The organism is Aeromonas sp. QDB25 (genome assembly GCF_027707725.1).
In the GTDB taxonomy this organism is placed as follows: Bacteria; Pseudomonadota; Gammaproteobacteria; order Enterobacterales; family Aeromonadaceae; genus Aeromonas; species Aeromonas caviae.
The window spans coordinates 14,549-38,298 of the sequence record NZ_JAPCIZ010000032.1; the positions used below are offsets into that span (position 1 = coordinate 14,549).

Annotated in this window: 17 protein-coding genes; 11 read left to right on the plus strand and 6 right to left on the minus strand. The window is 63.7% G+C overall.

Annotated features, from left to right (window positions below; genetic code table 11):
• Positions 1–20: 20 nt before the first annotated feature.
• The 6 genes from arcB to PG883_RS12695 all read left to right on the plus strand — a co-directional run bounded on the left by arcB (position 21) and on the right by PG883_RS12695 (position 11,873).
• The gene (gene arcB, locus PG883_RS12670; protein ID WP_270807257.1) at positions 21–2,333 is read left to right on the plus strand and encodes an aerobic respiration two-component sensor histidine kinase ArcB; all 2,313 of its coding nucleotides are present in this window, start codon (positions 21–23) and stop codon (positions 2,331–2,333) included.
• Between the two features lie 29 nt (positions 2,334–2,362).
• Positions 2,363–3,739, plus strand: a complete 1,377-nt coding sequence (gene dgt / locus PG883_RS12675) for a dGTPase (protein WP_041211123.1) — start codon at positions 2,363–2,365, stop codon at positions 3,737–3,739.
• Positions 3,740–4,032: 293 nt separating this feature from the next.
• Positions 4,033–4,236: a hypothetical protein gene (locus PG883_RS12680; protein WP_041211124.1), complete on the plus strand. Its 204-nt coding sequence runs from the start codon at positions 4,033–4,035 to the stop codon at positions 4,234–4,236.
• Between the two features lie 144 nt (positions 4,237–4,380).
• Positions 4,381–8,655 carry a transporter substrate-binding domain-containing protein gene (locus tag PG883_RS12685; RefSeq protein ID WP_270807258.1) on the plus strand — a complete coding sequence of 1,425 codons (4,275 nt, stop codon included), beginning with the start codon at positions 4,381–4,383 and terminating at the stop codon, positions 8,653–8,655.
• Positions 8,648–9,859 carry an EAL domain-containing response regulator gene (locus PG883_RS12690; RefSeq protein WP_270804423.1) on the plus strand — a complete coding sequence of 404 codons (1,212 nt, stop codon included), beginning with the start codon at positions 8,648–8,650 and terminating at the stop codon, positions 9,857–9,859. The genes PG883_RS12685 and PG883_RS12690 overlap by 8 nt, the downstream gene beginning before the upstream one ends.
• 37 nt (positions 9,860–9,896) lie before the next feature.
• Positions 9,897–11,873 carry a methyl-accepting chemotaxis protein gene (locus PG883_RS12695; protein ID WP_270804424.1) on the plus strand — a complete coding sequence of 659 codons (1,977 nt, stop codon included), beginning with the start codon at positions 9,897–9,899 and terminating at the stop codon, positions 11,871–11,873.
• Between the two features lie 166 nt (positions 11,874–12,039).
• Here PG883_RS12695 and rfaH read toward each other — a convergent pair whose 3' ends face one another.
• From rfaH to metN, 4 genes are all read right to left on the minus strand, one after another.
• On the minus strand, positions 12,040–12,540 hold the full coding sequence (rfaH, locus tag PG883_RS12700; RefSeq protein WP_010673182.1) for a transcription/translation regulatory transformer protein RfaH: 501 nt from the start codon (positions 12,538–12,540) through the stop codon (positions 12,040–12,042).
• 97 nt (positions 12,541–12,637) lie between these two features.
• A complete protein-coding gene (metQ, locus tag PG883_RS12705) occupies positions 12,638–13,438 on the minus strand; it encodes a methionine ABC transporter substrate-binding lipoprotein MetQ (protein ID WP_010673183.1) in 801 nt (266 codons plus the stop codon).
• Positions 13,439–13,464: 26 nt separating this feature from the next.
• The gene (locus PG883_RS12710; RefSeq protein ID WP_029313844.1) at positions 13,465–14,118 is read right to left on the minus strand and encodes a methionine ABC transporter permease; all 654 of its coding nucleotides are present in this window, start codon (positions 14,116–14,118) and stop codon (positions 13,465–13,467) included.
• Positions 14,099–15,142, minus strand: a complete 1,044-nt coding sequence (gene metN, locus PG883_RS12715; RefSeq protein ID WP_039040957.1) for a methionine ABC transporter ATP-binding protein MetN — start codon at positions 15,140–15,142, stop codon at positions 14,099–14,101. Before metN ends, PG883_RS12710 begins: the two co-directional genes overlap by 20 nt.
• A 472-nt stretch (positions 15,143–15,614) precedes the next feature.
• On the opposite strand from metN, the gene PG883_RS12720 reads away from it, so the two are divergent.
• Entirely contained in the window at positions 15,615–16,070 is a 456-nt protein-coding gene (locus tag PG883_RS12720) for a hypothetical protein (protein ID WP_010673186.1), read from the plus strand.
• 52 nt (positions 16,071–16,122) lie between these two features.
• Here PG883_RS12720 and ppgK read toward each other — a convergent pair whose 3' ends face one another.
• Together ppgK and queG are read right to left on the minus strand one after the other, a co-directional pair.
• A complete protein-coding gene (gene ppgK, locus PG883_RS12725; RefSeq protein ID WP_010673187.1) occupies positions 16,123–16,866 on the minus strand; it encodes a polyphosphate--glucose phosphotransferase in 744 nt (247 codons plus the stop codon).
• 83 nt (positions 16,867–16,949) lie between these two features.
• Positions 16,950–18,104, minus strand: coding sequence for a tRNA epoxyqueuosine(34) reductase QueG (gene queG / locus PG883_RS12730; protein ID WP_270804425.1), 1,155 nt, complete (start codon positions 18,102–18,104; stop codon positions 16,950–16,952).
• Between the two features lie 99 nt (positions 18,105–18,203).
• On the opposite strand from queG, the gene PG883_RS12735 reads away from it, so the two are divergent.
• The 4 genes from PG883_RS12735 (at position 18,204) to mutL (ending at position 23,743) form a co-directional block, all read left to right on the plus strand.
• On the plus strand, positions 18,204–19,706 hold the full coding sequence (locus tag PG883_RS12735) for an NAD(P)H-hydrate dehydratase (protein WP_270804426.1): 1,503 nt from the start codon (positions 18,204–18,206) through the stop codon (positions 19,704–19,706).
• Positions 19,707–19,723: 17 nt separating this feature from the next.
• A complete protein-coding gene (gene tsaE, locus PG883_RS12740) occupies positions 19,724–20,197 on the plus strand; it encodes a tRNA (adenosine(37)-N6)-threonylcarbamoyltransferase complex ATPase subunit type 1 TsaE (RefSeq protein ID WP_219142759.1) in 474 nt (157 codons plus the stop codon).
• Positions 20,198–20,220: 23 nt separating this feature from the next.
• Positions 20,221–21,750 carry an N-acetylmuramoyl-L-alanine amidase gene (locus tag PG883_RS12745; protein WP_270807261.1) on the plus strand — a complete coding sequence of 510 codons (1,530 nt, stop codon included), beginning with the start codon at positions 20,221–20,223 and terminating at the stop codon, positions 21,748–21,750.
• 109 nt (positions 21,751–21,859) lie between these two features.
• Positions 21,860–23,743 (plus strand): DNA mismatch repair endonuclease MutL, encoded by a 1,884-nt coding sequence (gene mutL / locus PG883_RS12750; RefSeq protein ID WP_270807259.1) that lies wholly within the window; start codon positions 21,860–21,862, stop codon positions 23,741–23,743.
• Positions 23,744–23,750: the final 7 nt, after the last annotated feature.

Here is a 23,750-nt window from a genome sequence, read left to right on the forward strand (position 1 = left end):
AAAGGGGAGAAAACAACGAGATGAAGCAGATCAAATCCTGGGCGCAATATTACGTCGACCTGATGACCAAGCTGGGACTGGTGCGCTTCAGCATGTTCCTGGCCACCGCCATCATAGTGCTGGCCGTGTCGATCCAGATGGGGGTGACCCTGTTTTTGCGCGGCACCGTGGACATCGTCGACCTGGTGCGCTCTGTCTTCTTCGGTCTGCTGGTGACCCCCTGGGCCGTCTATTTTCTCTCCATCGTGGTGGATCAGCTGGAGGACTCCCGCCAGCGGCTGACCCGGATGGTGCGCAAGTTGCAAGACATGCGCGAGCGGGATCTCGAGCTCAACAGCCAGTTGCAGGAGAACATCAGCCGGCTCAACGCCCAGATTGCCGAGACCAACCGGGCCGAGACCCTGCGCCAGCAAGCCATCGAGGATCTCGAAAACGAAGTGTTCCAGCGGGAGAAGGCCCAGCTGCATCTGGGGGAGCGTACCGCCCTCTTGCGCTCCTTCATCGACTGCTCCCCCGATCTGGTCTATTACCGCAACGAGGACGAGCAGTTCTCCGGTTGCAACCGCGCCATGGAGGAGCTCACCGGCAAGGTGGAAGCGGAACTCATCGGCCTGACCCCGTTCGATGTCTACAAGCACGACATCGCCAGCAAGGTGGTGGAGACCGACAAGCAGGTCTTCGCCCAGAACGAGCCGCTCACCTATGAGCAGTGGCTGGAGTACCCCGACGGTCGCAAGGCCTACTTCGAGCTGCGCAAGGTGCCCTTCTTCGATCGTTTCGGCAAGCGGCTCGGCCTGCTCGGCTTTGGTCGCGACATCACCGAGCGCAAGCAGTACCAGGACAAGCTGGAGAAGGCGAGTCGGGACAAGACCACCTTCATCTCCACCATCAGCCACGAGCTGCGCACCCCGCTCAATGGCATCGTCGGCCTGAGCCGGATGCTGATGGATACGCCCCTCGATGCCAGACAGCAGCAGCAGCTCAAGACCATCCACCTGAGCGCGGTGACGCTCGGCAACATCTTCAACGACATCATCGATCTGGACAAGCTCGACCGTCGCCGGCTGGAGATTGCGCCGGCTCCGCTGGATCTGCCCGCCTTCCTCGACGAGCTGGAGACGCTGTCGCGCATCCAGGCGGAGCAGAAGGGGCTCTACCTGCACTTCGACCGGGACGGCGATATGCCTCAGTTCGTGATGGCGGACGGCACCCGGCTGCGTCAGGTGCTGTGGAACCTGGTGGGCAATGCGGTCAAGTTCACCGATGAAGGGGGCGTCACCATACGCTGTCTCGCCCACGCCGCTGATGAACCGGGCAAGCTGGCGCTGCACTTCGAGGTGGAAGACACCGGGGTGGGCATTCCCCGTGCCCAGCAGGAGAAGATCTTCGCCATGTACTATCAGGTGCAGGGCAAGAAGCACGCCACCGGCACCGGCATCGGTCTTGCGGTCTCCCGCCAGCTGGTGCAGGCCATGGGCGGTCAACTCTATGTGGACAGCGACCCGGGCGAAGGCGCCTGCTTCACCGCCGAGCTGGAGGTGGACTGCGTCGAGCCCAGGGCCGCAGCCCCGGAGCCCGAGATGCCCTCCCTCGACATCCTGCTGGTGGAGGATGTGGAGCTGAACGTCACCGTGGCCTGCGCCCTGCTGAACAAGCTCGGCCATCAGGTCAAGGTGGCGCGGGATGGTGCAGAGGCGCTGGCCATGGCCAACCCGGATGATTTCGACTTGATCCTGCTCGACATCCAGCTGCCGGACATGACGGGGTTCGATGTGGCGGAGCAGCTGCTCGCGCGCTACGGCGACAGCCTGCCCCCCATGGTGGCGCTCACCGCCAACGCCACCGGCGATCGCCAGTACTACCGGGATCACGGCATGCAGGATGTGATCAACAAGCCGCTGGGCTCCAAGGCGGTGCAGGAGGTGATAGGCCACCTGTTTGCGGATCTCGCCGGGGACGAGGCGGACGAGCAGGACGATGTCCACCATCAGGATGCCCTGCTGGATCTGCCCTTCCTCACCGATTACGCCAGCACGGTCGGCAAGCCGGTGCTGCTCTCCAGCGTCGAGCTGTTCGAGAAGATGATGCCGGACTACATGGCGGTGCTCGACTCCAACATGATTGCCAGGGATCAGGCCGGTGTGGTGGAGGAGGCCCACAAGATCAAGGGGGCGGCGGGCTCCATCGGCCTGCGCCGGTTGCAGCAGACGGCCCAGCTTATCCAGAGCCCGGATCACCCCGCCTGGTGGGAGAACGTGGAAGACTGGATTGAAACCCTGCGCCGGGAATACCCGGGTGACATCGCCCGCCTGCGGCGCTGGCTGCTCTCGTAGACACGACGCCTCAGGCAAGGAGCCACGACATGTATGACCGTTTGATCCCCCCCGAGCGCATTCACCCCTGGGGAGACGAAGACCTGCTGGAGGCGACGGAGCAGGACCGCACCCGCATCGTGCAGGCGGCGCCGGTGCGTCGGTTGCAGCAGAAGACCCAGGTCTTCCCGCTCGATGTGAAAGCCTCGGTGCGCAGCCGTCTCACCCATTCGCTGGAGGTGCAGGAGACCGGTCGCCAGATCAGTCGCCGTATCCTGGCGGCGCTGCCGGCTGGAGTGGTGTGCGAGGGGGCCTTCATCAATCTGGTGGAGATGTCCTGCCTGTTGCACGATGTCGGCAACCCGCCGTTTGGCCATTTCGGCGAGCAGGTGATGAGTCAGTGGCTTGCCCAGGAGCTGGACGGCCTCTTCGCCCGTGCCCACGACCAGTTGCCGAGCCCCCAGTGGGCAACCCTTCGCCAGGATCTGCTGGTGTTTGACGGCAATGCCCAGAGCCTGCGACTGGTGCACAGCCTCCATGAGCTGAACCTCACCCTGGGGCAGCTGGCGGCGCTGTGCAAATACCCGCAGCAGCCCCTGCCGGGCCTGCACCATCCCCAGGGCTATGGCCAGCACCACGGCTGGACCAGCAAGCGCGGCATCTTCTTCAGCGAACAACCCCTCTATCGTGCCCTCGGCCAGAGCCTGGGGCTGGCCGAGGGGTGCCGTCATCCGCTGGTCTACATCATGGAGGCGGCGGACGACATCTCTTACTGCATCGCCGATCTCGAGGATGCGGTGGACAGGCGCATCCTCACCCAGAGCGAGCTGCTGACAGCCCTGCGCGAGGCGGACGAGGGCGGTTACATGGCCGACCTGCTCGATGAGGCGCTTGCCTCCGGTCGGGGGTTCTTCCCCCATTTTCGCCAGCATCTGACCCGGGATCTAGTGGCGCTGGCCGCCCATACCTATGTGGCCGAGCACGATCAGATCCTGAGCGGGGCCTATCCCCAGGCGCTACTGCACGGCCAGGCTCCGGCAGCCCGGGTACTCGATACCCTCAAGCGGGTGGCTCGCGAGCTGGTGTTCATGCGCCCGGAGGTGGAGGCGCTGGAGCTGGAAGGCTATGCCGCCCTGCGCGGAGTGCTCTCCACCTACGCCTGCCTGCTGGCCCTGCCCGCCAGCCAGTTCGAGCGGCTGCTCGCAGGCAACGGCGGGAGCGAGCTCTTCTTTGCCCGACGGCTGTTCCACCGCCTCTCTGCCCGCCACCTCAAGGCGTATCGACTGGCGGTGGCGAGCCGGGATCCCCGTTTCGAAAAGGAGAGCGAGCAGGAGTGGTACTACCGGGTGCGGCTGCTGCTCGATTATGTGAGCGGCATGACGGATACCTATGCGCTGGAGGAGTTCCGGCTGTTGTCAGGGATTTGACTGAACCTCTTTTTGGCCGTATTCCACCCATATGGGTGGGAGAGATATTGCGTAAAATTCGGTGTTTTTTTACACTGCGGCAACTTGTTCAACTTTCACACGGTAAGGAGACGACCATGCAACATTCCATGTTCAACGTTGCGTTCGATCGCTGCTCTGGCAGCGCGAAGACTCGTGCTCTTTATTTGCCGCGTGGAGGTGACAGGTAACACCTGCTTTTTTCATCACCCGCGGTTGTCCCGCAGGGTGATCACCTCTCTCCGGGGGAACCGCACGTTCAACTGGAGAATATTATGTCTATCGAACTCGCCCTGCTGCGCCACGTAGAGACCCTGGTTCAAAAAAGGATCACCCGGCTGGAGCGTCGCGTCAGCTACCTGCATCTTTCACCTGCCCTGCTCAAAGACATCGGGCTGGAAGGCAAGGAAGTGCAGATCGCCCACATCCGTGAGCGGGAGTTTCAAACCGGTTTCCGGCTCGGGAACCGAATAACCTGATGGGAGGGGGCCCGGCCCCCGACCTGGTGGATGGCAGGCCTGGGCCTGCCATTTTTCTTTCCTGATGAGCATTGTCTCAATTTAGTTGTCGCACATTGCGCCAAACACTCTATGATCCCCCTCCGTTTCGTATGGGAGTTGATAATGTTCCGCCGCTGCTGTCGTCTCATCCTGCTATGTGGTCTGGCTTTCTGGAGCCTGATGGTTGCGGCTGCGCCGGTGCAACTGGACCAGAGCAACTTCACCCTGGACGAACTGCACTGGCTTGCCACCCATGATGAATTGGTTGTCGGCATGCCTTCGGCGGCCTGGCCACCCTATGTCTATACCGATGGGCGCGGCAATTTCACCGGCCCCCTGGATGAGTTCGCCTCCCAGATTGCAGCCAGGCTGGGAGTGAGCCTTCGCTACCGTGCCTATGCCAACAATGCAGCGGTCCAGCAGGCCTTGCTGGATGGCAAGGTCGACATGTTGATCGGGGTGGCTCCGAGTCCGACCCGCACCCTGCAGATGCAATTTACCTCCGAGCTGATGGCACTGCCCCGGGCCGTGCTGTTGACGGGGGGGCGGGAGAGCCTCTCTCTGGAAGAGGCCTATGGGGTGCGCTGGGTCTGCGTCTTCGGTGTCAGCGCCTGCGATGAGCTGCTGCGCCTGGGGATCTCGAACCTGATCACGGCCGACAGCCGGGACGAGGCGATCTTCATGCTCAAGGAGGGCAAGGCGGATGCCTATCTGGCCGAGCTGCCCATGCTGAACCGGCTGCAAGCCATGGCGGGCATGGCGCTGGCCAGGATCGACTGGATGAAGGATACCTCCCTCGCCATGGCCGTGGCGCCCAGGAATGATGTCTTGCAGGGATTGCTGGAGCGGGCCCTCGAGGACATCTCTCCCTTGGAGCGTCGCGCCATTCTGGAGGCGGGGGACATCCTCGACTATGCCCTGGTGAAAAGGAGCAGGGAGATCGTCTTCAATCCGCAGGAGCAGGCGTGGTTGCAAGCACATCCGGTCATCCGCTACGGGGTTGCCCCGGATTGGCCCGGGATGAGCGAGGTGGACGACAGGGGGCGGCTCAAGGGGCTCATTGCCGATCTGCTGACACTGATGAGCCAGCGTGCCGGGCTTCAGTTCACCCTGGTGCCGACCCGGAGCTGGGCCCAGAGCATGGCGCTCTTCCAGGATCGCAAGCTGGATCTCATCCCGGCCATGACTCCCACCGCGGAGCGTCAGCAGTTTGCCCGCTTTACCCCCAACTACGCGTCGATCAACCGGGTGGTCGTGGCGAGGCAGGGGATGGCCGAGCTCACCGCCGCCAGGGCACTGAAAGGGCACAGGGTGGGCATGGTAGGGGGCTCGGTGGAGCAGGTCTTGCTGAACGAGGTGGGGGCCATCGCCGTGCCGGTGGCCAGCGATGCCGAATTGCTGCCCCTGCTGGACCAGCAGAAGGTCGACTATGTGCTGATGAGCACCACCACCCTGGAGCAGTCGCTGCAAAAGGGATTCAGCGACCGCTACCAGGTGGTCTTCTCCGGCAGCGACCTGCGGGTACCCATCGCCATGGCGACCCAGTTGCAGGACCCCATGCTGCAGCAGATCCTCACCAAGGTGCTGATCGCCATTCCCCCCGACGAGCTCTCCGCCCTGGAGAAAAAGTGGCTCTCCCTGACCATACAGACGGGACTGGATCCGAAGACGGTGCTGCTCTGGTCCTCCCTTGGCGGCGGCATCTTCCTGCTCTGCCTCTTGCTGTTCATGGGCTGGAACCGGACGTTGCGCCGCCAGATCAGCCAGCGGCGGGAGGCCGAGCGGCGGCTCGAGGAGCAGCTGGTGTTTGTCCAGATGATGCTGGATGCCCTGCCCAACCAGGTGGTGCTGACCAACGAGCGCTATGAAGTGGCAATGACGAACCGGGCGTATCGGCAGATGTTTCTCGGCGGGGAGAACCTGACGGGCTCCTATGAGCGGTTGCTCCAGGATCGATTGCCCGAGTCGATCCGCGCCAGGGTGATGGAGGAGGATGCCAGCGTCTGGGAGAGCGGAGAGGAGCTTCATGGCCGGGGCGAGATCCGGTTTGATGACGATCGCCTGCACCAGATGATCTACACCAAGCGGCTCTTTGCGGGGCCCGATGACAAGCGGCTCGGGATCCTGACAGTGCTGACCGACGTGACCGAGCTGGAGCAGGCGCGGTTTGCGGCCCAGGAGGCGCAGACCCGGCTGACCCAGATCACCGACAGCATGCCGGGTCTGGTCTATCAGTATCACTGGCTTGGGCCGGGCAAGGGGCACTTCCTCTACACCTCGCAAGGGGTCAGGGAGATGGTGGGGGGCGAAGAGGACCTGGTCGGCATGGCGGTCACCGGTGCCTCCATCCTGGGGCTGACAGGCAAGGCGCACCAGGACTTCGTGGCCACGGTGGATCGTCATGCCCTGAGCATGCAGCAGCTGGATCTCGAGGTGGAGATCCGGCGCCAGGGGGAGGCGGGCTATTTGCAGATCCGTGGTCATTTCGTTCACCAGGAGGGGCTTGAAGGGGTCATATTGAACGGCGTGGTGCAGGACATCACCAAGCTCAAGCGCCAGGAGCTGGAGCTGCGTCAGGCTAGGCGGGTGGCGGAGGAGGCGACCCAGGCGCGCAGCCGCTTCCTCGCCACCATGAGTCATGAGCTTCGCACTCCCATCTCCGGCATGCACGGCATGCTGGAGCTGCTGCAAATGAGCCCGCTGGACGACGATCAGCGCTACATGTTGCGCAATATCTCGACCTCCACCAACCATCTGCTCTATCTGGTGAACGACATCCTGGACTTCTCCAAGATGGAAGCCGGGCAGTTGCAACTGCACCCCCATCACTGCCGCCTGACCTCGGTGATTTGCGATGTCATCCGGGGACATGCGGCCCTGGCCTATGGCAAGGGACTCATTGTGACGCTGCGGTGGGGGAAGACGGTGCCGGATCTGGCCTGCATCGACGGGATCAGGGTGGGGCAGGTGATCTCCAATCTGTTGAACAACGCGGTGAAGTTCACCGAGGCAGGGGCGATCGCCATCCAGGTGGATTATGAAGACGACCGGCTGGCCTTCCGGGTCCGGGATACCGGGATCGGCATCGCCCTGGAGCAGCAGCGCACCCTCTTCATCCCGTTCAAGCAGGTGGAGTCCGACACCAACCGCCGGTTTGGCGGCACCGGGCTTGGGCTTGCCATCTGTCATCAACTCACCCAGAAAATGGGGGGGAGCCTGACCCTGGAAAGTACCCCCGGAATGGGCACCTGCGTGACCTTCACGCTGCCCCTGGCCGAGTGCCAGTGGGAAGCGCCGCCCCTGACCGGTCAGGTATGGTGGTGGTTTGGGGAGGATGAGGGGCTGGAGTCGGTGATGGCCAGGCTGGGCGCCAGACTGGTACGCATGGAGGCACACCATTGGCTGCAGCCCCTCGAGGGGCATCTGCTGGCGCAGGAGAATCACCTGGAGCAGGCCCTTGGCAGTGACTGGCTGGCCTGTTTGCAGCGTTCGAACCTCAAGGGCATAGTACTCTCTCCCCATGAGGCCCTGCGGGGGCGCATGGGGGGCAACGCCTGGTGGCGACTGGGACAATCGCCCCTCTACCCCGATCTGTTGCTGGAAACCTGCCAGTCACTGTTCAACCAGCAGGCGAGCCAGTCGATGGGGATGGAGGGGGAGAAGCTCAGGGGGCGGGTGCTGGTGGCGGATGATCACCCCGTCAACCGGGCATTGCTGACGAGGCAGCTCGCTATCCTGGAGCTCGAGTCCGAGGTGGTGGAAGATGGCGAGGAGGCGCTGCGCGCCTGGCAGGGGCAGGACTTCGCCCTGCTGCTGACCGACTGCCACATGCCGGTGATGGATGGCTATGCCCTCACGCGAGCCTTGCGGGATGCCGGGGACAGTGCTCCCATTATCGGGGTGACGGCCGATACCTCTGAGGAGGCGAGCCAGCAGATGCGTGATGCCGGCATGAACGACATGCTGTTCAAGCCCTACAGCCTGGATGCCCTGAGCCAGACCCTGGGACGCTGGTTGCCGACTCAGGAAGAACAGCTCGCCTCGGAGGCGCCCCGGCAAGCCAGGGTTCAACTGCCAGGCATAAGCTGGTTGACCCTGTTCGGGGATGAGGCGGTGGCACGCAGCATGGCCAGCGAATACCTGGAAGCCAACGAGCAGGATGGCGAGGACATGAGGCTGGCGCTGGCCAGCCAGGATACCCAGGCGCTGGTGGAGACGGCACATCGCATCAAGGGGGCCGCGCGCATGGTAGGACAGCAGGCTTTGGCAGAGGAGGCGGCCCGGCTGGAGGCGGCGGCCAGATTGAAACAACTGGACAAGCTCGATGACCTGGCCAGGGCGGTACAGGCATTGATGGACTCTATCAGAGGTGAAACGGGGTTATGGCTCGATGAATAGCGCACAGCATGAGTTGGCGATCATGGTGGTGGAGGATCACAACTTCCAGCGCAAGGCCCTGATGCACCAGATCCGCGGACTGGGCTACGGCAACCTGCTGGAGGCGCAGGACGGGGAGGAGGCGCTGGCACAGTGCCAGCACCACAGGGTCGACATCCTGTTCTGCGATCTGCGCATGCCAGGCATGGATGGCATGGCGCTGCTGCGCCGCCTCTCCCTTGGCGGGTTTCGCGGCGGCATTGTGCTGTGCAGCGCCTTGGAGGATGACGTGGTCGATGCCGTGCTGCGCATGAGCCGGGCCTATGGCCTGCAGGTGCTGGGGCGCATCGAGAAACCCGCGTCTCCCCAGCAGATCGCGCAGCTCATCGGTGCCTGGCGGCCCCAGCAGGTGCGCAGCCAGGAAGAGGATGGTTATCACCTGACCCAGGATGAGCTGCGCCGGGCGCTGGATCAGGACCAGTTGCTGCCCTGGTATCAACCCAAGGTGGGTTTTCACAACGGGGAGTGGCTCGGCATGGAGGCGCTTGCCCGCTGGCAGCACCCCGAATATGGCCTCATCTCGCCGGCCCGTTTCATCCCGCTGGCGGAGCACAACGGGCTCATCGACCCGCTCACCGAGGTGATCATCGGCAAGGCGCTGCGGGACGGCCACCTGTGGGAGAAGACCGGGCTCTCCCTGAACCTGTCGATGAACCTCTCCACCACCTCCCTCATCGAGGGGGATCTGTGCAACACCCTGCTCAGCCACTGCCAGCGCTGGAGCATCAACCCCGAGCTCATCACCCTCGAAGTGACCGAGAGCGCCTTCGTCAAGGATCTCGGCAAGTCGCTGGAGGTGCTGACCCGCTTGCGGATGCACGGTTTTGGTCTCTCCATCGATGATTTCGGGACCGGCTACTCCTCCATGCAGCAGCTCGCCCTGCTCCCCTTTACCGAGTTGAAACTGGACAGATCCTTCGTGGATCGCTGCTATGAAGATCCCTCTCGCCTAGCCATCATCGAGTCCAGCATCGAGCTGGCTCGCAAGTTGGGCTTGAAATCGGTGGCCGAGGGGGTCGAAGATGAGGCGACCTGGCAATTGCTGGCGAAGCTGGGGTGCGATCAATGCCAGGGCTTCTTCTCCGCCCGTCCCATGCCCCGCGAGGAGCTGATGGGATGGCATCAGGGTTGGCAAGCTCGTTTGCCCGCGCTCATCAGACGCTAATCCCGGGCAGGATGCCCGACGAATTCCAAGGATGGCCATGAAAATATCAAGCAAGTTGTTGTTGAGCTTCTGTTTTATCAACCTGCTCATCATTCTCTCCTCCGCCCTTGTCTATCATCAGCTCGGCCGGATCGAAGGCTCGCAAGATGCCTTGCTGGCCCAGGCCCTGCCCGCCCTGCAGCGGGACGAGGCGAGCCAGAAAGCCCTGATTGCCACCGTTTCATCCCTGCGGGCCTATCTCATCCTCGGCAAAGATCCGGCACAGGGTGATCGCATCAAGCAGGAGTGGGAAGAGGCCTGGCACGCCATCGATCGCCAGCGTTTCACCCCCGACCTGACCCGGGCACTCAAGGATTTCAAGGGGGCACAGTCACAGGTGTGGGCCCTGGCTCACACCGAAGAGAACCTGCCCGCCCACACCCTGATGCTGCTGGAGGCCGGCCCCCTGGCGGAGTCGGCCCTCGATCAGTTGCAGTCTTTTGCCAATGAAGAGGTGGCGACGCCCCAGGCGACGTTGCCCGGTGACAGGCGCCTGCTGCTCAAGCAGGTGGGGGATGCCTACAACAGCCTGGGCAATGCGCTCTCCGCCCTGCGGGATTTCCTCATCTCGGGGGAGAAGGAGTACCTGGACAAGTATCGGGACTACTACCAGTTCCACCAGCAGCGGGTGGCCGAGCTGAAACAGCAAGAGGCCAACTTCACCGAGGCACAAAAGGGGCTCTGGACGCTCTTTGAAGAGATGTCAGCCCCCTTTGCCGAGCTGGTCGGCCAGGTGATCGAGAAGCGCCAGGCCCCGGACTGGGACAGGGCCAACCACCTGATGGCCACCGAGATAGAGCCCGCCCTGACCCGGCTGGCGGATCAGCTGGCGACTCAGGTGACCCATACCCGTGCCGAGGTGGACAAGATGGCGGGGGAGATGGCGGCCGCCAGTCAGACCATTCACCGCACCCTGCTGCTGGCCACCACCAGCGTCATCCTGCTGGGCACCCTGGTGGCCCTGCTGTTCAGCCGGCGCCTGACCCGGGACATCGCCAGCCTGGTGAAACGGGCGGGCCTGGTGGCCGATGGCCGCCTCCCCGTCACCCCCTTGCCCGTGCTTCGTCAGGATGAGCTGGGAGGGCTCACGGGCTCCATCAACCGAATGTCGGCACAGTTGCGCGAGCTGGTGGGGGAGATCCAGGGGGCGGTCGGTCAGGTGGAAGGGGCTGGCCGCGAGGTGGGTCAGACCACCAATGCCATCGTGGATGATCTGGCGAGCCAGAATCAGCGGCTCGATGCGGTGGCAGCCGCCATCGAGCAGATGTCGGTCAGTACCCGGGATGTGGCGGGCAACATTGCGGACGCGGCGGGAGCGGCTCGCCAGACCGAGCAACAGGCAAGGGAGGGGGAGCAGGCCCTCGCCCGCATGGGGACCACCATGGCGCAGATTGGTGCCATGATTGCCCAGGCAAACCAGGCGATGACGCAGCTCAGCAGCCAGAGCGAGCAAGTGGGGAGGGTCACCGAAGTGATCGCTACCATCGCCGAGCAGACCAATCTGCTGGCACTCAATGCGGCCATCGAGGCGGCGCGGGCCGGTGAGCAGGGACGGGGATTTGCCGTGGTGGCCGATGAAGTGAGGCAGTTGGCCAGCCGCACCAGCGCATCGACCATGGAGATCAACCAGACCATTGCCAGCATCCAGCAGCAGACCCGGGAGACCGCGGATACCGTGGGCAGCGGCACCCTGCTGGTGGAGCAGGGGCGCGGCGCCGTGGCCTCGGTGACCGAGACCCTGGAGTCGATGGCGACGCTGGTGCAGGATCTCAGCGGCCAGCTTGCCGCCATCGCCACCGCCACCGAGCAGCAGTCAAGGGCGGCGCAGGAGGTGGCGGGCACGGTGGAGGAGATTGCCGAGCTCAGCCATCAGTCCAGCGAGCATGGCCAGCAGGGGGAGCAGATCGCCGCCCGCCTGACCCGGGAGACGGGGAGACTGACATCGGCCATCAGCCGCTTCGAACTGGATGCCTGACGCAAGGGAGAGAAAAACGGGGCAGACCTCTGGGTCTGCCCCGTTTTTTCGGCCCGAAAACCTGGTGGTGGAAGGATGCACGACGCAGGTGCGGTCCTGACCGTTCGGGAGCAGGGGGATGGTGTCTTGTGTACTGCCCTGTGGCTCTTTCTGCCGGCAGTACGGGTCACTCCAGGCGGCGGAAGGCCTGATTTTCGAAGCTGCTGCAGGTCTCCTGGTTGAGCAGGTTGACCAGCAGGATGGCCCGCTTTTCGCCATCCGGCTCCAGATAGATGGCTTCAAACCCGGCGAGGGGGCCGGATTCGATAAGTACCTTGTCTCCCTGGGTCGGCAGACGGGCATAGCTGGCGCGCGCCTCGTCGCTGTCGTCCCGGCTCATGAGCCGGTAGATCAGCTGGCTGCTGACGGGGGTCCACTCCTTGCCGAAGTGGATGATGCGACTGATGCCCCGGGTCGATTTCAGGGTGACCGGGGTGACCTCTTCCAGATCCACGTAGATGAAGAGGTAGTTGGGGAACATGGGCTCGCGCTGGGGCACGCGCTTGCCTCGCCGCAGTTTTTCAATCTCGACCATGGGGTAATAGGATTCAACGCCCTGGGCTGCCAGATGGGCGCGGGCGCGGGCTTCTTCCTTGGGTTTGCAGTAGGCCAGATACCATTTCTTCATTGTTGTTCTGTTTTTCGTGTTGCCGTGCTTGCGGCTATCATAACGGGGGTAAAAAAAAAGGCCACGCTTGACGTGGCCTTTTTTCCAGAGTGAGTGATTACCAACCTTTCACCAGACCGCCCTTGAACAGTTCGGTCCCCTTCTTGAAGACCTCGTCGGTCTGGAAGGACTGGACGAACTCCTTGACCTTCTCGTCGTCCTTGTTGTTCTCGCGAGCAACGATCAGGTTGACGTAGGGGGACTCCTTGTCTTCGACAAACAGGCCGTTCTCGGTGGGGGTCAGACCAATCTGACCGGCGAAGGTGTTGTTGATGATGGCCAGATCCACGTCTTCCAGGGAGCGCGGCAGTTGTGCGGCTTCCAGCTCGACGATCTTGAAGTTGCGCGGGTTGCTGGCGATGTCCAGTACGGTCGCTTCCAGACCGGCACCCTCTTTCAGCTTCAGCAGGCCCTGCTTCTCCAGCAGGATCAGGGAACGACCCAGGTTGGTCGGATCGTTCGGCACCGCGATCTGGGCACCGTCTTTCAGCTCGGACAGGGCCTTGACCTTCTTGGAGTAACCGGCGATCGGGTAGACGAAGGTGTTGCCGACCGGCACCAGCTTGAAGCCGCGATCACGGATCTGGGCATCCAGGTAGGGCTTGTGCTGGAAGGCGTTGACGTCGACGCTGCCGTCGTTCAGGGCCACGTTCGGGGTGACGTAGTCGGAGAAGGTGACCACTTCGACGGTCAGGCCGTATTTTTCCTTGGCCACCTTGGCCGCGGTCTCAACCAGCTCGGTCTCGGGACCGGCGATGGCGCCCACCTTCAGGGTCTTGTTCTCTTCCTTCTGGCCGCAGCCGACCAGTACCAGGGTTGCCAGCAGCGCAGCTGCTGCGGATTTGATGCCCAATTTCATAAAAACCTCCTGTCAGAAATCGACGATTAACGATGATCACATTGTTTGACCAGGCGCTCACCCGCGCTCTGGATGAGTTGAACCAGCACCACCAGAATGACCACGGTGACCAGCATGACGGTGGGATCGAAACGCTGGTAGCCGTAGCGAATACCCACATCACCGAGACCACCGCCTCCGATGGCACCTGCCATGGCGGAGTAGTTCACCAGGGTGACGAGGGTGATGATGACGCTGTTGAGGATCCCCGGCAGGGCCTCGGGCAGCAGCACCTTGGCGATGATTTGCAGGGGCTTGGCCCCCATGGCCTTGGCCGCTTCCAGCAGGCCGTCAGGCACCTCCATCAGGGCCCCTTCCACCAGGCGGGCGATGAAGGGAATGCAGCCCACGGTCAGCGGCACGATGGCGGCGATGGTGCCGATGCTGGTGCCGACGATGAAGCGGGTCAACGGAATGATGGCGACCAGCAGAATGATGAAGGGCACCGAGCGACCGACGTTGACGATGACGCCCAGGACCTTGTTGAGCAGCGGATTGGCCAGGATCTGCCCCGCCTTGGTCACGTGCAGCGCCACGCCGAGCGGCAGGCCGAGCAGGCAGCCGAACAGGGCGGAGGCAAACACCATGATGAGGGTGTCGCCCAGAGCCGAAATCAGCAGATTAATCATTGCTTCGGACATAACCCATTACCTCCAGCTGAATGTGGTTGTCGATGAGGAACTGTTGGGTGGCCTCGCACTGGGCCTCGTCCCCGAACAGTTCCGCCAGCAGGAAGCCGAACTTGACGCCACCGGCGTATTCGATGTCTGCGCTCAGGATGCTGATGTCGATGTTGAAACGGCGGCTCGCCTCGGAAATCAGCGGTGAATCCACCGTGGTCCCGGTAAAGCCGAGCTTCACCAGGGGATAGCTGCCGGGCACCCGGTCGCTACTCATCCGATCCTGATACTCCTGAGGCACTTCCAGGTGGATGGTGGAGTGGATGAAATCCCGGGCCAACTGGGTCTTGGCATTGCTGAAGAACCAGGCCACTTCCCCCTGCTCGATGAGACGGCCGTCGCTGATGATGGCCACCTCGTCACAGATCCCCTTCACCACGTCCATTTCGTGGGTGATGAGCAGTATGGTGAGCCCCAGCTTGACGTTGATCTCCTTGAGCAGGGTCAGGATCGAGCGGGTTGTCTGCGGGTCGAGGGCCGAGGTGGCCTCGTCACACAGCAGAACCTTGGGAGCCGGTGCCAGGGCGCGGGCGATGGCGACGCGCTGCTTCTGCCCGCCGGAGAGCTCGGACGGATAGGCGTGGGCACGGGCTTCCAGCCCGACCAGGGCCAGCAGTTCGCTGACCCGGCTCTGGATCTTGTCCTTGCTCCAGCCCGCCAGCTCCAGCGGGAAGGCGATGTTGGCGGAGACGGTGCGAGAGGCCAGCAGGTTGAAGTGCTGGAAGATCATGCCGATCTGGCGGCGAGCCTGAGTCAGATCCCGCTCGCTCAGGGCGACCAGGTCCTGGCCATCGACGATGACCTGCCCCTCGGTGGGGCGCTCCAGCAGGTTGACGCAGCGGATGAGGGTACTCTTGCCGGCACCGGAGGCACCGATCACCCCGAAGATCTTGCCTTGGGGCACATGCAGGCTCACGTCACGCAGGGCGTGCACGGCATCACTGCCTTTACCGTAGACTTTGTTGAGACCGATCAACTTAATCATGGATTCTTCCGTGCTAACAGCCTTAAAGCACAGGGCGCTACAGGCGGGTAAATTGGGCAGAGGTTTCACTGGGTAGCTCTGTCATCATGGAGGATGATGCTAAGATGTCCGGATGGCTGTGTCAACGCATGTTTTTACGTCTAGACGTCTAAAAAATGGATAAGGATTCCCGCCATTTGACTATGGTGTGGAGGTATCACCACCAGTATCAATATTAGATTCCGATTTGATGACATTGATCCGAATATAAGCTGGTAAATATCTCTTATGTCGTCGATTTGATGTCTCCCCTTCGGACAAGGTGCCCGGTCGTCCGGGCAGCATCGCTGCCGGTTTCCCCTTCCTCCTGCCGTCTCTTTTTCTGTTTTCTTTTCCATCTCCTTGATGCAGAACAATAAATGACCAGTTCGTGGCCGTGTCGACATGCCAGCTCCCTATACTGGCTGCAGGTGGATGCCAGGAGGGAGGCGAGATGCGATTCCAACAGATCAAGGACCTGATGCTCTATCTCGAGGAGCTTCATCATCGGCAAGGGCACATTTACGGGCGCCAGATCCCCCGGGTGGATGCTGAGCGCAGCAGGATGTTGCTGGCCTATTTGCAAGGGCGGGAGGATGCCGCGGCGGCTCATCTGCACGATTATCGCGAGCAGATGGGAAGCGCGGTGAAGGAGACCTGGCTGGATCAGGGATTTGGCGAGGATCTGCTGGCCGAGGGGGATCGTCTGGCGCTGCCCGCCACAACCCAGCCCGCGGAGATAGTGGCCCTGGTGTCACGCCAGGAGGAGAGGCTCATCGGCGAGCTGGAACGTCTGGCCCGGGAGTGCCCCACGCCCGACACGGCGGCGCTGCTGAAAGCCCTGGCTTCCATGGCCCAATCCCGCCTGACCCGTCTGGTACACGGTGCTCATCGCCTCGACGATCTCTGAGCCCGGATGAGAGAGACCCGGCACGGGCCGGGTCTTCTGATGTTGCTGGCGGTCAGCCCCCTTGCCGGGCCGCGCCATAGAGGGCGGCGCCTATGATGCCGGCCTGGTTGAGGTTCGCGGCCGCCACCAGGGGAGCCCGGGTCTCAATCTTGTCGATGAACTTGTCGAGCTTGGCGGCGCTGCCGCCCCCCAGGATGAAGAGGTCGGGGGAGAACAGAAACTCCAGGCGAGCCAGGTATTTGTTGAAACGTTTGCCCCAGCGGCCCCAGGAAAGATCCTCGCGCTTGCGCACCGCATCGGAGCAATAGTGTTCGGCCACCATGCCTTCCAGCATCAGGTGGCCCAGCTCGGTATTGGGCAGCAACTGGCCATTGACGAAGACGGCGGTACCGATGCCGGTGCCGACGGTGATGAGAATGATGACCCCCTGGCGATCCTGCCCGGTGCCAAAGCGCATCTCCGCCAGACCGGCCGCATCGGCGTCGTTCAGGACATGGCAGGGCAGGCCGGTCACATCGGCAAACAGGTGGGCTGCATCGGTCTCAATCCAGCTCTTGTCGATGTTGGAGGCATTCTTGGCGATGCCGTTGTGGATGGTTGCGGGAAAACCGCACCCCACGGGACCCTTCCATTGGAAGTGCTCGACCAGCGCCTTGAGGGTGTGTGCCACGGCGGCCGGGGTTGCCGGTTGCGGTGTGGCGATGCGGTGGCGTTCGCCAATCAGCTCCCCGGTTTCGGTGTCGACCAGGCAGCCCTTGATCCCGGACCCCCCAATATCTACTCCCAGCATCTGCATCAGAATCTTCCTTTTATTGTGCCGATGTTCAATGGTCGGCAGAGCATGAAAAAATGGCTGCGATCCGGCAAGTGCCAGATCACTTATGCGTGATCCGGCAGACCTTTTTCGATGCAGCGGATCAGCAATCGCGTCTTTTTATTCTCTTCCTGCTGACGCCTGGCCAGGGTCGCCAGCGCCCACTCGATATGCTCGGCCACCATGGACGCAGCCTCAGGCAGCGCCTGTTGCAGGGCGGCCAGGACCTCGCTGCTGGCCGGTCCGTTGCCAAGGGCCACCGCCAGGTTGCGACGCCAGCGCTGATAGCCGATGCGGCGGATGGGGCTGCCTTCCGTGTGCTTGAGAAATTCGGCTTCGCTCCAGCGCCACAGCACCAGCAGGGGAGGGCGATGCAGGTCGGGACGGGGACTGAAATCGGGTTCGGGGCTGGCATCGGCATAGCGGTTCCAGGGGCAGATGAGCTGGCAGTCGTCACAGCCATAGATGCGATTGCCCATGAGCGGCCTGAACTCCTCGGGAATGGGGCCGTCGTTCTCGATGGTGAGATAGGAGATGCAGCGCCGTCCGTCTACCACATAGGGGGCGATGATGGCACCGGTGGGGCAGATGTTGATGCAGGCCACGCACTTGCCACACAGCTCCTTCTCCACCGGGGTATCCACGGGCAGCGGCAGGGCGATGAGCAATTCTCCCAGAAAGAAGAAGGAACCGGCGGACTCGTTGATCAGCAGCGAGTGCTTGCCCACCCAGCCAAGGCCGGCCTTGGCCGCCAGCGGCCGTTCCAGAATAGGGGCCGAGTCGACGAAGGGGCGCCACTCGCCCAGGGTTTGTCCCGCTGCCCGCAACAGGGTGTCGCACCGCAGCTCGATGCGCTCCCCCAACTGCTTGAGCCGGTTGCGCAGCACCTTGTGGTAGTCGCGGCCGAGGGCATAGCGGCTGATGTAGCCGAGGGTGGGATCGCGCAGGGTGGCGGCAAAGCCCGCCTCGAACGGGAGGTAGTTCATCCGCACCGAGATGACCCGCAAGGTGCCCGGCAACAGCTCGTGGGGGCGGGCCCTCATCATGCCGTGGCGCGCCATGTAGTCCATGGTGCCGTGATAACCGGCATCCAGCCAGGCCTGCAACCTTGGCTCTTCTAGGGTGAGATCGGTGTCGGCGATGCCGACCTGGTCAAATCCTAGCTCCCTTGCCCAGAGCTTGATATCGTGGGCCAGTTGCGCAAGTTCGGCAGCCGTCATGCAGCATCCCCTCTCTTCCTGCAGGAGTGTGGCAGGCGCAGGGCGGCAATATGGCGTGCCAGTTGCCGGGTCATGGGATGATGAAACGTGGGGGCCGTCATGGTAGAGGTGTTCGGGGACGCTATCCGCAAAAATGAGTGGGAGAGTCTAGCACAACCCCTGTGGCGGGCCGAGCAGATCCGCAGCATGGAACGGCGCTGGGCCGAGCAGGAAGGGTTGCCCCTCTATGTGCTGATGGAGCGGGCCGGGAGTGCGCTGTGCAACTATGCCTGTCACCACTGGCCCGACAGCCGTCAGTGGTGGATCTTCGTCGGCCCTGGCAACAACGGCGGGGACGGCTACGTGCTGGCCCGCCTTGCCCGGCGCATCGGCCTCGAACCTCTGGTGATTGCCGCCCGGGCTCCCGGCCTGCTGAGGGGGGATGCCAGGCGGGCTGCCGAAGAGTGGCTCGCATCGGGGGGGGGCGTGACCATGGCCGAGGATCTGCTGCCCGCCACGCTGCCGCCGCCGGATCTGGTCATAGACGCACTGCTCGGTACCGGCGTCCAGCTTCCCCTCTCCTCGTCAATGACAAAGATCGTCGCAACAATCAATGGCTTGAACGCGCCCGTGCTGGCGGTGGATCTCCCCTCCGGTCTCAATGCCGACACCGGCCGCGCCATGGGCGCACTGGTGCGTGCCACCCGCACCCTCACTTTCATCGGCATCAAGCAGGGCATGCTCACCGCCGACGGGGTAGACGGAGTCGGCCACCTCGACCGGGATCCCCTGGGAGTGACGCCGGGGGAGGAACGGGTTCCCGCTGCCGAGCGGATCGATTATCCCAGCCTCAAGGGGTTGCTGACCCCGCGCATGCGCTCGGCTCACAAGGGACACAGCGGCAAGGTACTGCTGACGGGGGGGAACCTCGGCATGCAGGGGGCCATCCTGCTGGCGGGTCAGGCCTGTCTGCGGGCGGGGGCGGGATTGGTACGCCTGCGCCAGCACCCTGATTGCCCTGCGGCCAGCCTGGTTCAACCCGAGCTGATGGGATGCCCCGCGGACATGGATGAAGGGTGGGCATCGGTGCAGGTACTGGGCCCCGGGCTCGGTCAGGATGAGTGGGGCCGGGCCCGGTTCGAACAGGGCATCGGAGCCGCCGTGCCACTGGTATTGGACGCCGATGGATTGAATTGGCTGGCGCAGGCCCCCCGTCATCAGGATAATTGGGTGCTCACGCCCCACCCCGGGGAGGCGGCTCGCCTGCTGGGTTGCTCCATCGCCGAGGTCGAGGGGGACAGGTTTGCGGCCGTCTCGCGACTGCAACAGCGCTACGGTGGTGTGGTGTTGCTCAAGGGGGCGGGGTCGCTCATCTGCGACGGCAGGCGCATTTCCCTGTGCGACGAGGGCAATCCGGGCATGGCCAGCGGCGGCATGGGCGACCTCTTGTCTGGTATAATCGCCGCCCTCCTGGCCCAGGGCTGGCCTGCGGGGATGGCCGCCCGACTCGGGGCCGTGATCCACGGCGAGGCGGCCGACCTGGCTGCGGCCGAGGGGGAGAGGGGCATGCTGGCATCGGATCTGCTGCCCTGGATCCGCCGTCTGGTCAATCCGACACAGTAACAAGTTAAAAGAAGAACATGGCAAAAACGTTGATGATGACACTGCCGGACGAGGCAGCAACAGTGGCCCTGGGCGGCCGGCTGGCGCAGGCGTGCCAGCAGGCGACCACGGTCTTTCTGCACGGCGCCCTCGGGGCCGGCAAAACCACCCTGACCCGAGGCTGGGTGCAGGGGCTCGGCCATCAAGGCAAGGTCAAGAGTCCGACCTATACCCTGGTGGAGCCCTATGAACTGGCCAGGTGGCAGGTCTATCACTTCGATCTCTATCGACTGGCCGACCCGGAAGAGCTGGAGTTCATGGGTATTCGCGACTACTTCGGTGCCGATACCCTCTGCCTGGTGGAGTGGCCGGAGAAAGGGGAGGGCTGGCTGCCCGCTCCGGATCTCGAGATCACCCTGACCTATGTTAACGAGCAGCGCGAGGCCCAGATCGTGACCCGCACTGCTATCGGCGAAGCCATTCTGGAACGGTTGTCATCTCAGTGCGCTTGATCCTCGTCTTTGTTCTCTCCTTGATGGCCTTACCCACCTGGGCGAATCAGCTCAAGAGTGTGCGGGTATGGCCGTCGCCGGACAACACCCGGGTGGTGCTCGACATGAGCAGTGCCCCCAATTTCAACTACTTCACCCTGACCGGCCCGAGCCGCCTGGTGATCGACCTGAAGGGCGCCAGCAATGCCGCCAACCTGGCCCGCATCGAGAACAAGAGCGAGCTGGTGCGCAAGATCCGTGAGAGCACGCCCCTTGAACAAGGCAGCCTGCGCCTGGTGCTGGATCTCAGCTCTTCCATCAAGCCAGTGGTCTTCCCGCTGGCGCCGGCTGGTCCCTATGGCCACCGGCTGGTGATCGATCTGCCCTACGAAGAGAAGGGCAGCGCCACGGCACAACCCGCGCCCGTCGGGGGACAGGGCAAGGCCATCGTCATCGCCATCGATCCCGGCCACGGCGGGGAAGACCCGGGCTCCATCGGCCCGCGCCGCACCTACGAGAAGCGGGTGACCCTGTCGGTGTCGCAGAAGCTGGCGGCCCTCATCGATCGCGAGCCCGGCATGCGTGCCGTGCTGACCCGGCGCGGCGACTACTTCGTCGACCTGAACAAGCGCTCCGAGATCGCCCGCAAGGCCAAGGCGGATCTGCTGGTGTCGGTGCACGCCGACAGCTTCCACAACTCGACCCCGCGCGGCGCGTCCGTGTGGGTGCTGTCGACCAACCGTGCCAACCGCGAGATGGGCAGCTGGCTCGAGAAGCAGGAGAAGCAGGGGGAACTGCTCGGCGGCGTCGGCAAGGTATTGGCCGAGTCCGATCCCAACCCCTATCTGGCACAGACCTTCCTGGATCTCTCCATGGACAAGTCCAGGGCCGAAGGTTATGAGGTGAGCCGCCAGATCCTGCGCTCCATGGGCAGGGTGGCCCGGTTGCACAAGAAGGCGCCGGAGCACGCCAGTCTGGCGGTGCTGAAGGCGCCGGACATTCCCTCGGTGCTGGTGGAGACGGGCTTCATCTCCAACCACGCGGAAGAGAAGCTGCTGGCCACCGCCAGCTATCAGGATCAGCTGGCCCGCGCCATCTTCGAGGGGATCCGCGCCTATTACCGCAGCCATCCGACCAAGGGCCCCATGCTGACCGGCAAGGGACAACAGGTGGCCAGCAAGCAGGCAACGAGTCGTCCTGCCCCCGCGAGCAGGCCAGTGGCCGCCAGCAAACCGGCGACACAACCGGTGCAGCAGGTGGTGACCAACCGGATGCCGGCGACCGAGCCGTATCGCGTCGGCGACGGCGGTGCCCCGGTCAGCAGCGTCGGCAGTGCCTCCGGCGCCGGGGTGATCAAGCCCTACAAGGTGGCGGCGAAGGAGCCAAGCGCCCCGGTCAGCAGCGTGCAGAGCAACGACAAGTCCAGGATGATCCGCCACGTGGTCACCCGCGGCCAGAGCCTCTCCCGCCTCGCCGAGAAGCACGGGGTGAGCCAGGCGCGGCTGGTGGAGATCAACAAGCTCAAGTCGCGGGACATCCAGATAGGGCAGGTGCTCTACATCCCGCAGGACTAGTGCCGGATGAACGCCGCGACCGTCCCTCTGCCGGTGGCAAGGAGGGGCGCGGCGAATGTTCATGGTGTCAAGCCCATCCCCTCACACCCCCAACCTTCAGGAGTACGCGATGCCAATCCGTATATTGCCGCCGATTCTGGCCAACCAGATTGCTGCCGGTGAGGTGGTGGAGCGGCCCTCCTCCGTGGTGAAGGAGCTGGTGGAGAACAGCCTGGATGCGGGGGCCGACCGGGTCGAGATCGACATCGACAAGGGGGGCGCCAAGCTCATCCGCATCCGTGACAACGGCTGCGGTGTCGCCAGGGATGAGCTGGTGCTGGCGCTGTCGCGCCACGCCACCTCCAAGGTCGCCACCCTGGACGATCTGGAAGGGATCAGCAGCCTGGGGTTTCGCGGTGAGGCGCTCGCCTCCATCAGCTCGGTGGCTCGCCTCACCTTCACCTCCCGCACGGCGGAGCAGGCCGAAGCCTGGCAGGCCCAGGCGGAAGGGCGCGAGATGAGCGTCACCGTCAAGCCGGCGGCCCACCCGGTGGGTACCACGGTGGAGGTGGTGGACCTCTTCTTCAACACCCCGGCGCGGCGCAAGTTCATGCGCAGCGAAAAGACCGAGTTTGCCCACATCGACGAGCTGGTGCGGCGCATCGCGCTCTCCCGTTTCGACGTCACCCTGATCCTGCGCCACAACGGCAAGGTGGTGCGCCAGTACAAGGCCGCGAACACGGTGGCGGAGCAGGAGCGCCGGCTCGCCGCCGTCTGCGGCTCTCCCTTCATGCACCACGCCCTGGCGGTGTCGAGCGAACATAGCGACGTGCGGCTCTGGGGCTGGCTGGCCACGCCCGCCGGCGCCAGGCCGCAAAACGATCTGCAATACACCTATGTCAACGGCCGCATGATGCGCGACAAGCTCATCAACCACGCCATCCGGCAGGCCTATGACGAACTGCTGCCGGCCGACCGGTTCGCGGCCTATGTGCTCTACATCGAGCTGGATCCCCGTCAGGTGGACGTGAACGTTCACCCCGCCAAGCACGAGGTGCGCTTCCATCAGGCGCGCCTCATCCACGACTTCATCTTCCAGGCGCTGTTTACCGCCTTGCGCCACGACGGAGCAGGGAGCGCCACCGATGCCCCCCTGGCCGAGACCCAGGTCGAGCTGCCGGGCAGCCCGGAGATCACCTATCCGGGTCAGGCGCCGCGCACCGAGTGGTACGGTGCCGAACACGGCTATCGGGCTCCTGCCCCTGCGCGAGATGGCGACGGCGTGCGGGAAGGCGGTGGTGGCAGGGGAGGACACTACCAGCCTCCCGAACCCCCGAGCCGGGCCGCCATGCGAGGCATGGGCGCCTTGCTCACCACCCTGCCCGAGGTGGCGACGCCGGCATCCCGGCCCGGAGCCGAGAGCGGTGCCGTCGAGACGCCAGCCCGAACGGGGGAGTGGCGCGCCCTGAGCCTGGTCGAGCAGGCCTATCTGCTGATGGAGCGTCAGGGGCAGCTGGCGCTGCTCTCCCTGGTGCGCGCCGAGCGTCTGTTGTTGCGCCACTGGCTGCTGGATGCCTGGGGCCAGGGGCTGGCGGCCCAGCCTCTGTTGCTGCCGGTCTCCTTCAAGCTGCCGAAAAACCTGGTCGCACTGGTGGAGGAGCGGGAACGTCTGCTCAAACGCATGGGGCTGGAGTTGAAAAGCGGGGGACGCGACACCATGATCCTGACTCGGGTGCCCGCCCTGCTGCGCCAGACCGATCTGGCCCGCCTCTTACCCGAATTGTTGCAGCTGGTCGAGAGTGGATCTGACAGTGATGCCGACGCACAGGCTGGGGTACTATGCCAGTGGTTGGTGGAACAAGGCATAAGTGCCGAAAAAATATACGATTTTGCCACTGCCACCCGGTTGTTGACGGAACTTGTTGCCGATTTCAGTGACCAACTGGCAGACGTTCGCATGGTGCGCCCGTTGCCGCTGGCGAACGTGCTGGCCGAGTTTGCCGATGGCAACTGACGGCGTC

What these genes read in the sequence shown, in the direction of transcription:
- arcB (WP_270807257.1), top strand. Translation starts at nt 21, where the DNA reads ATGAAGCAGATCAAATCCTGGGCGCAATATTACGTCGACCTGATGACC.
- dgt (WP_041211123.1), top strand. Translation starts at nt 2,363, where the DNA reads ATGTATGACCGTTTGATCCCCCCCGAGCGCATTCACCCCTGGGGAGAC.
- PG883_RS12680 (WP_041211124.1), top strand. Translation starts at nt 4,033, where the DNA reads ATGTCTATCGAACTCGCCCTGCTGCGCCACGTAGAGACCCTGGTTCAA.
- PG883_RS12685 (WP_270807258.1), top strand. Translation starts at nt 4,381, where the DNA reads ATGTTCCGCCGCTGCTGTCGTCTCATCCTGCTATGTGGTCTGGCTTTC.
- PG883_RS12690 (WP_270804423.1), top strand. Translation starts at nt 8,648, where the DNA reads ATGAATAGCGCACAGCATGAGTTGGCGATCATGGTGGTGGAGGATCAC.
- PG883_RS12695 (WP_270804424.1), top strand. Translation starts at nt 9,897, where the DNA reads ATGAAAATATCAAGCAAGTTGTTGTTGAGCTTCTGTTTTATCAACCTG.
- rfaH (WP_010673182.1), bottom strand. Translation starts at nt 12,540, where the DNA reads ATGAAGAAATGGTATCTGGCCTACTGCAAACCCAAGGAAGAAGCCCGC.
- metQ (WP_010673183.1), bottom strand. Translation starts at nt 13,438, where the DNA reads ATGAAATTGGGCATCAAATCCGCAGCAGCTGCGCTGCTGGCAACCCTG.
- PG883_RS12710 (WP_029313844.1), bottom strand. Translation starts at nt 14,118, where the DNA reads ATGTCCGAAGCAATGATTAATCTGCTGATTTCGGCTCTGGGCGACACC.
- metN (WP_039040957.1), bottom strand. Translation starts at nt 15,142, where the DNA reads ATGATTAAGTTGATCGGTCTCAACAAAGTCTACGGTAAAGGCAGTGAT.
- PG883_RS12720 (WP_010673186.1), top strand. Translation starts at nt 15,615, where the DNA reads ATGCGATTCCAACAGATCAAGGACCTGATGCTCTATCTCGAGGAGCTT.
- ppgK (WP_010673187.1), bottom strand. Translation starts at nt 16,866, where the DNA reads ATGCAGATGCTGGGAGTAGATATTGGGGGGTCCGGGATCAAGGGCTGC.
- queG (WP_270804425.1), bottom strand. Translation starts at nt 18,104, where the DNA reads ATGACGGCTGCCGAACTTGCGCAACTGGCCCACGATATCAAGCTCTGG.
- PG883_RS12735 (WP_270804426.1), top strand. Translation starts at nt 18,204, where the DNA reads ATGGTAGAGGTGTTCGGGGACGCTATCCGCAAAAATGAGTGGGAGAGT.
- tsaE (WP_219142759.1), top strand. Translation starts at nt 19,724, where the DNA reads ATGGCAAAAACGTTGATGATGACACTGCCGGACGAGGCAGCAACAGTG.
- PG883_RS12745 (WP_270807261.1), top strand. Translation starts at nt 20,221, where the DNA reads ATGGCCTTACCCACCTGGGCGAATCAGCTCAAGAGTGTGCGGGTATGG.
- mutL (WP_270807259.1), top strand. Translation starts at nt 21,860, where the DNA reads ATGCCAATCCGTATATTGCCGCCGATTCTGGCCAACCAGATTGCTGCC.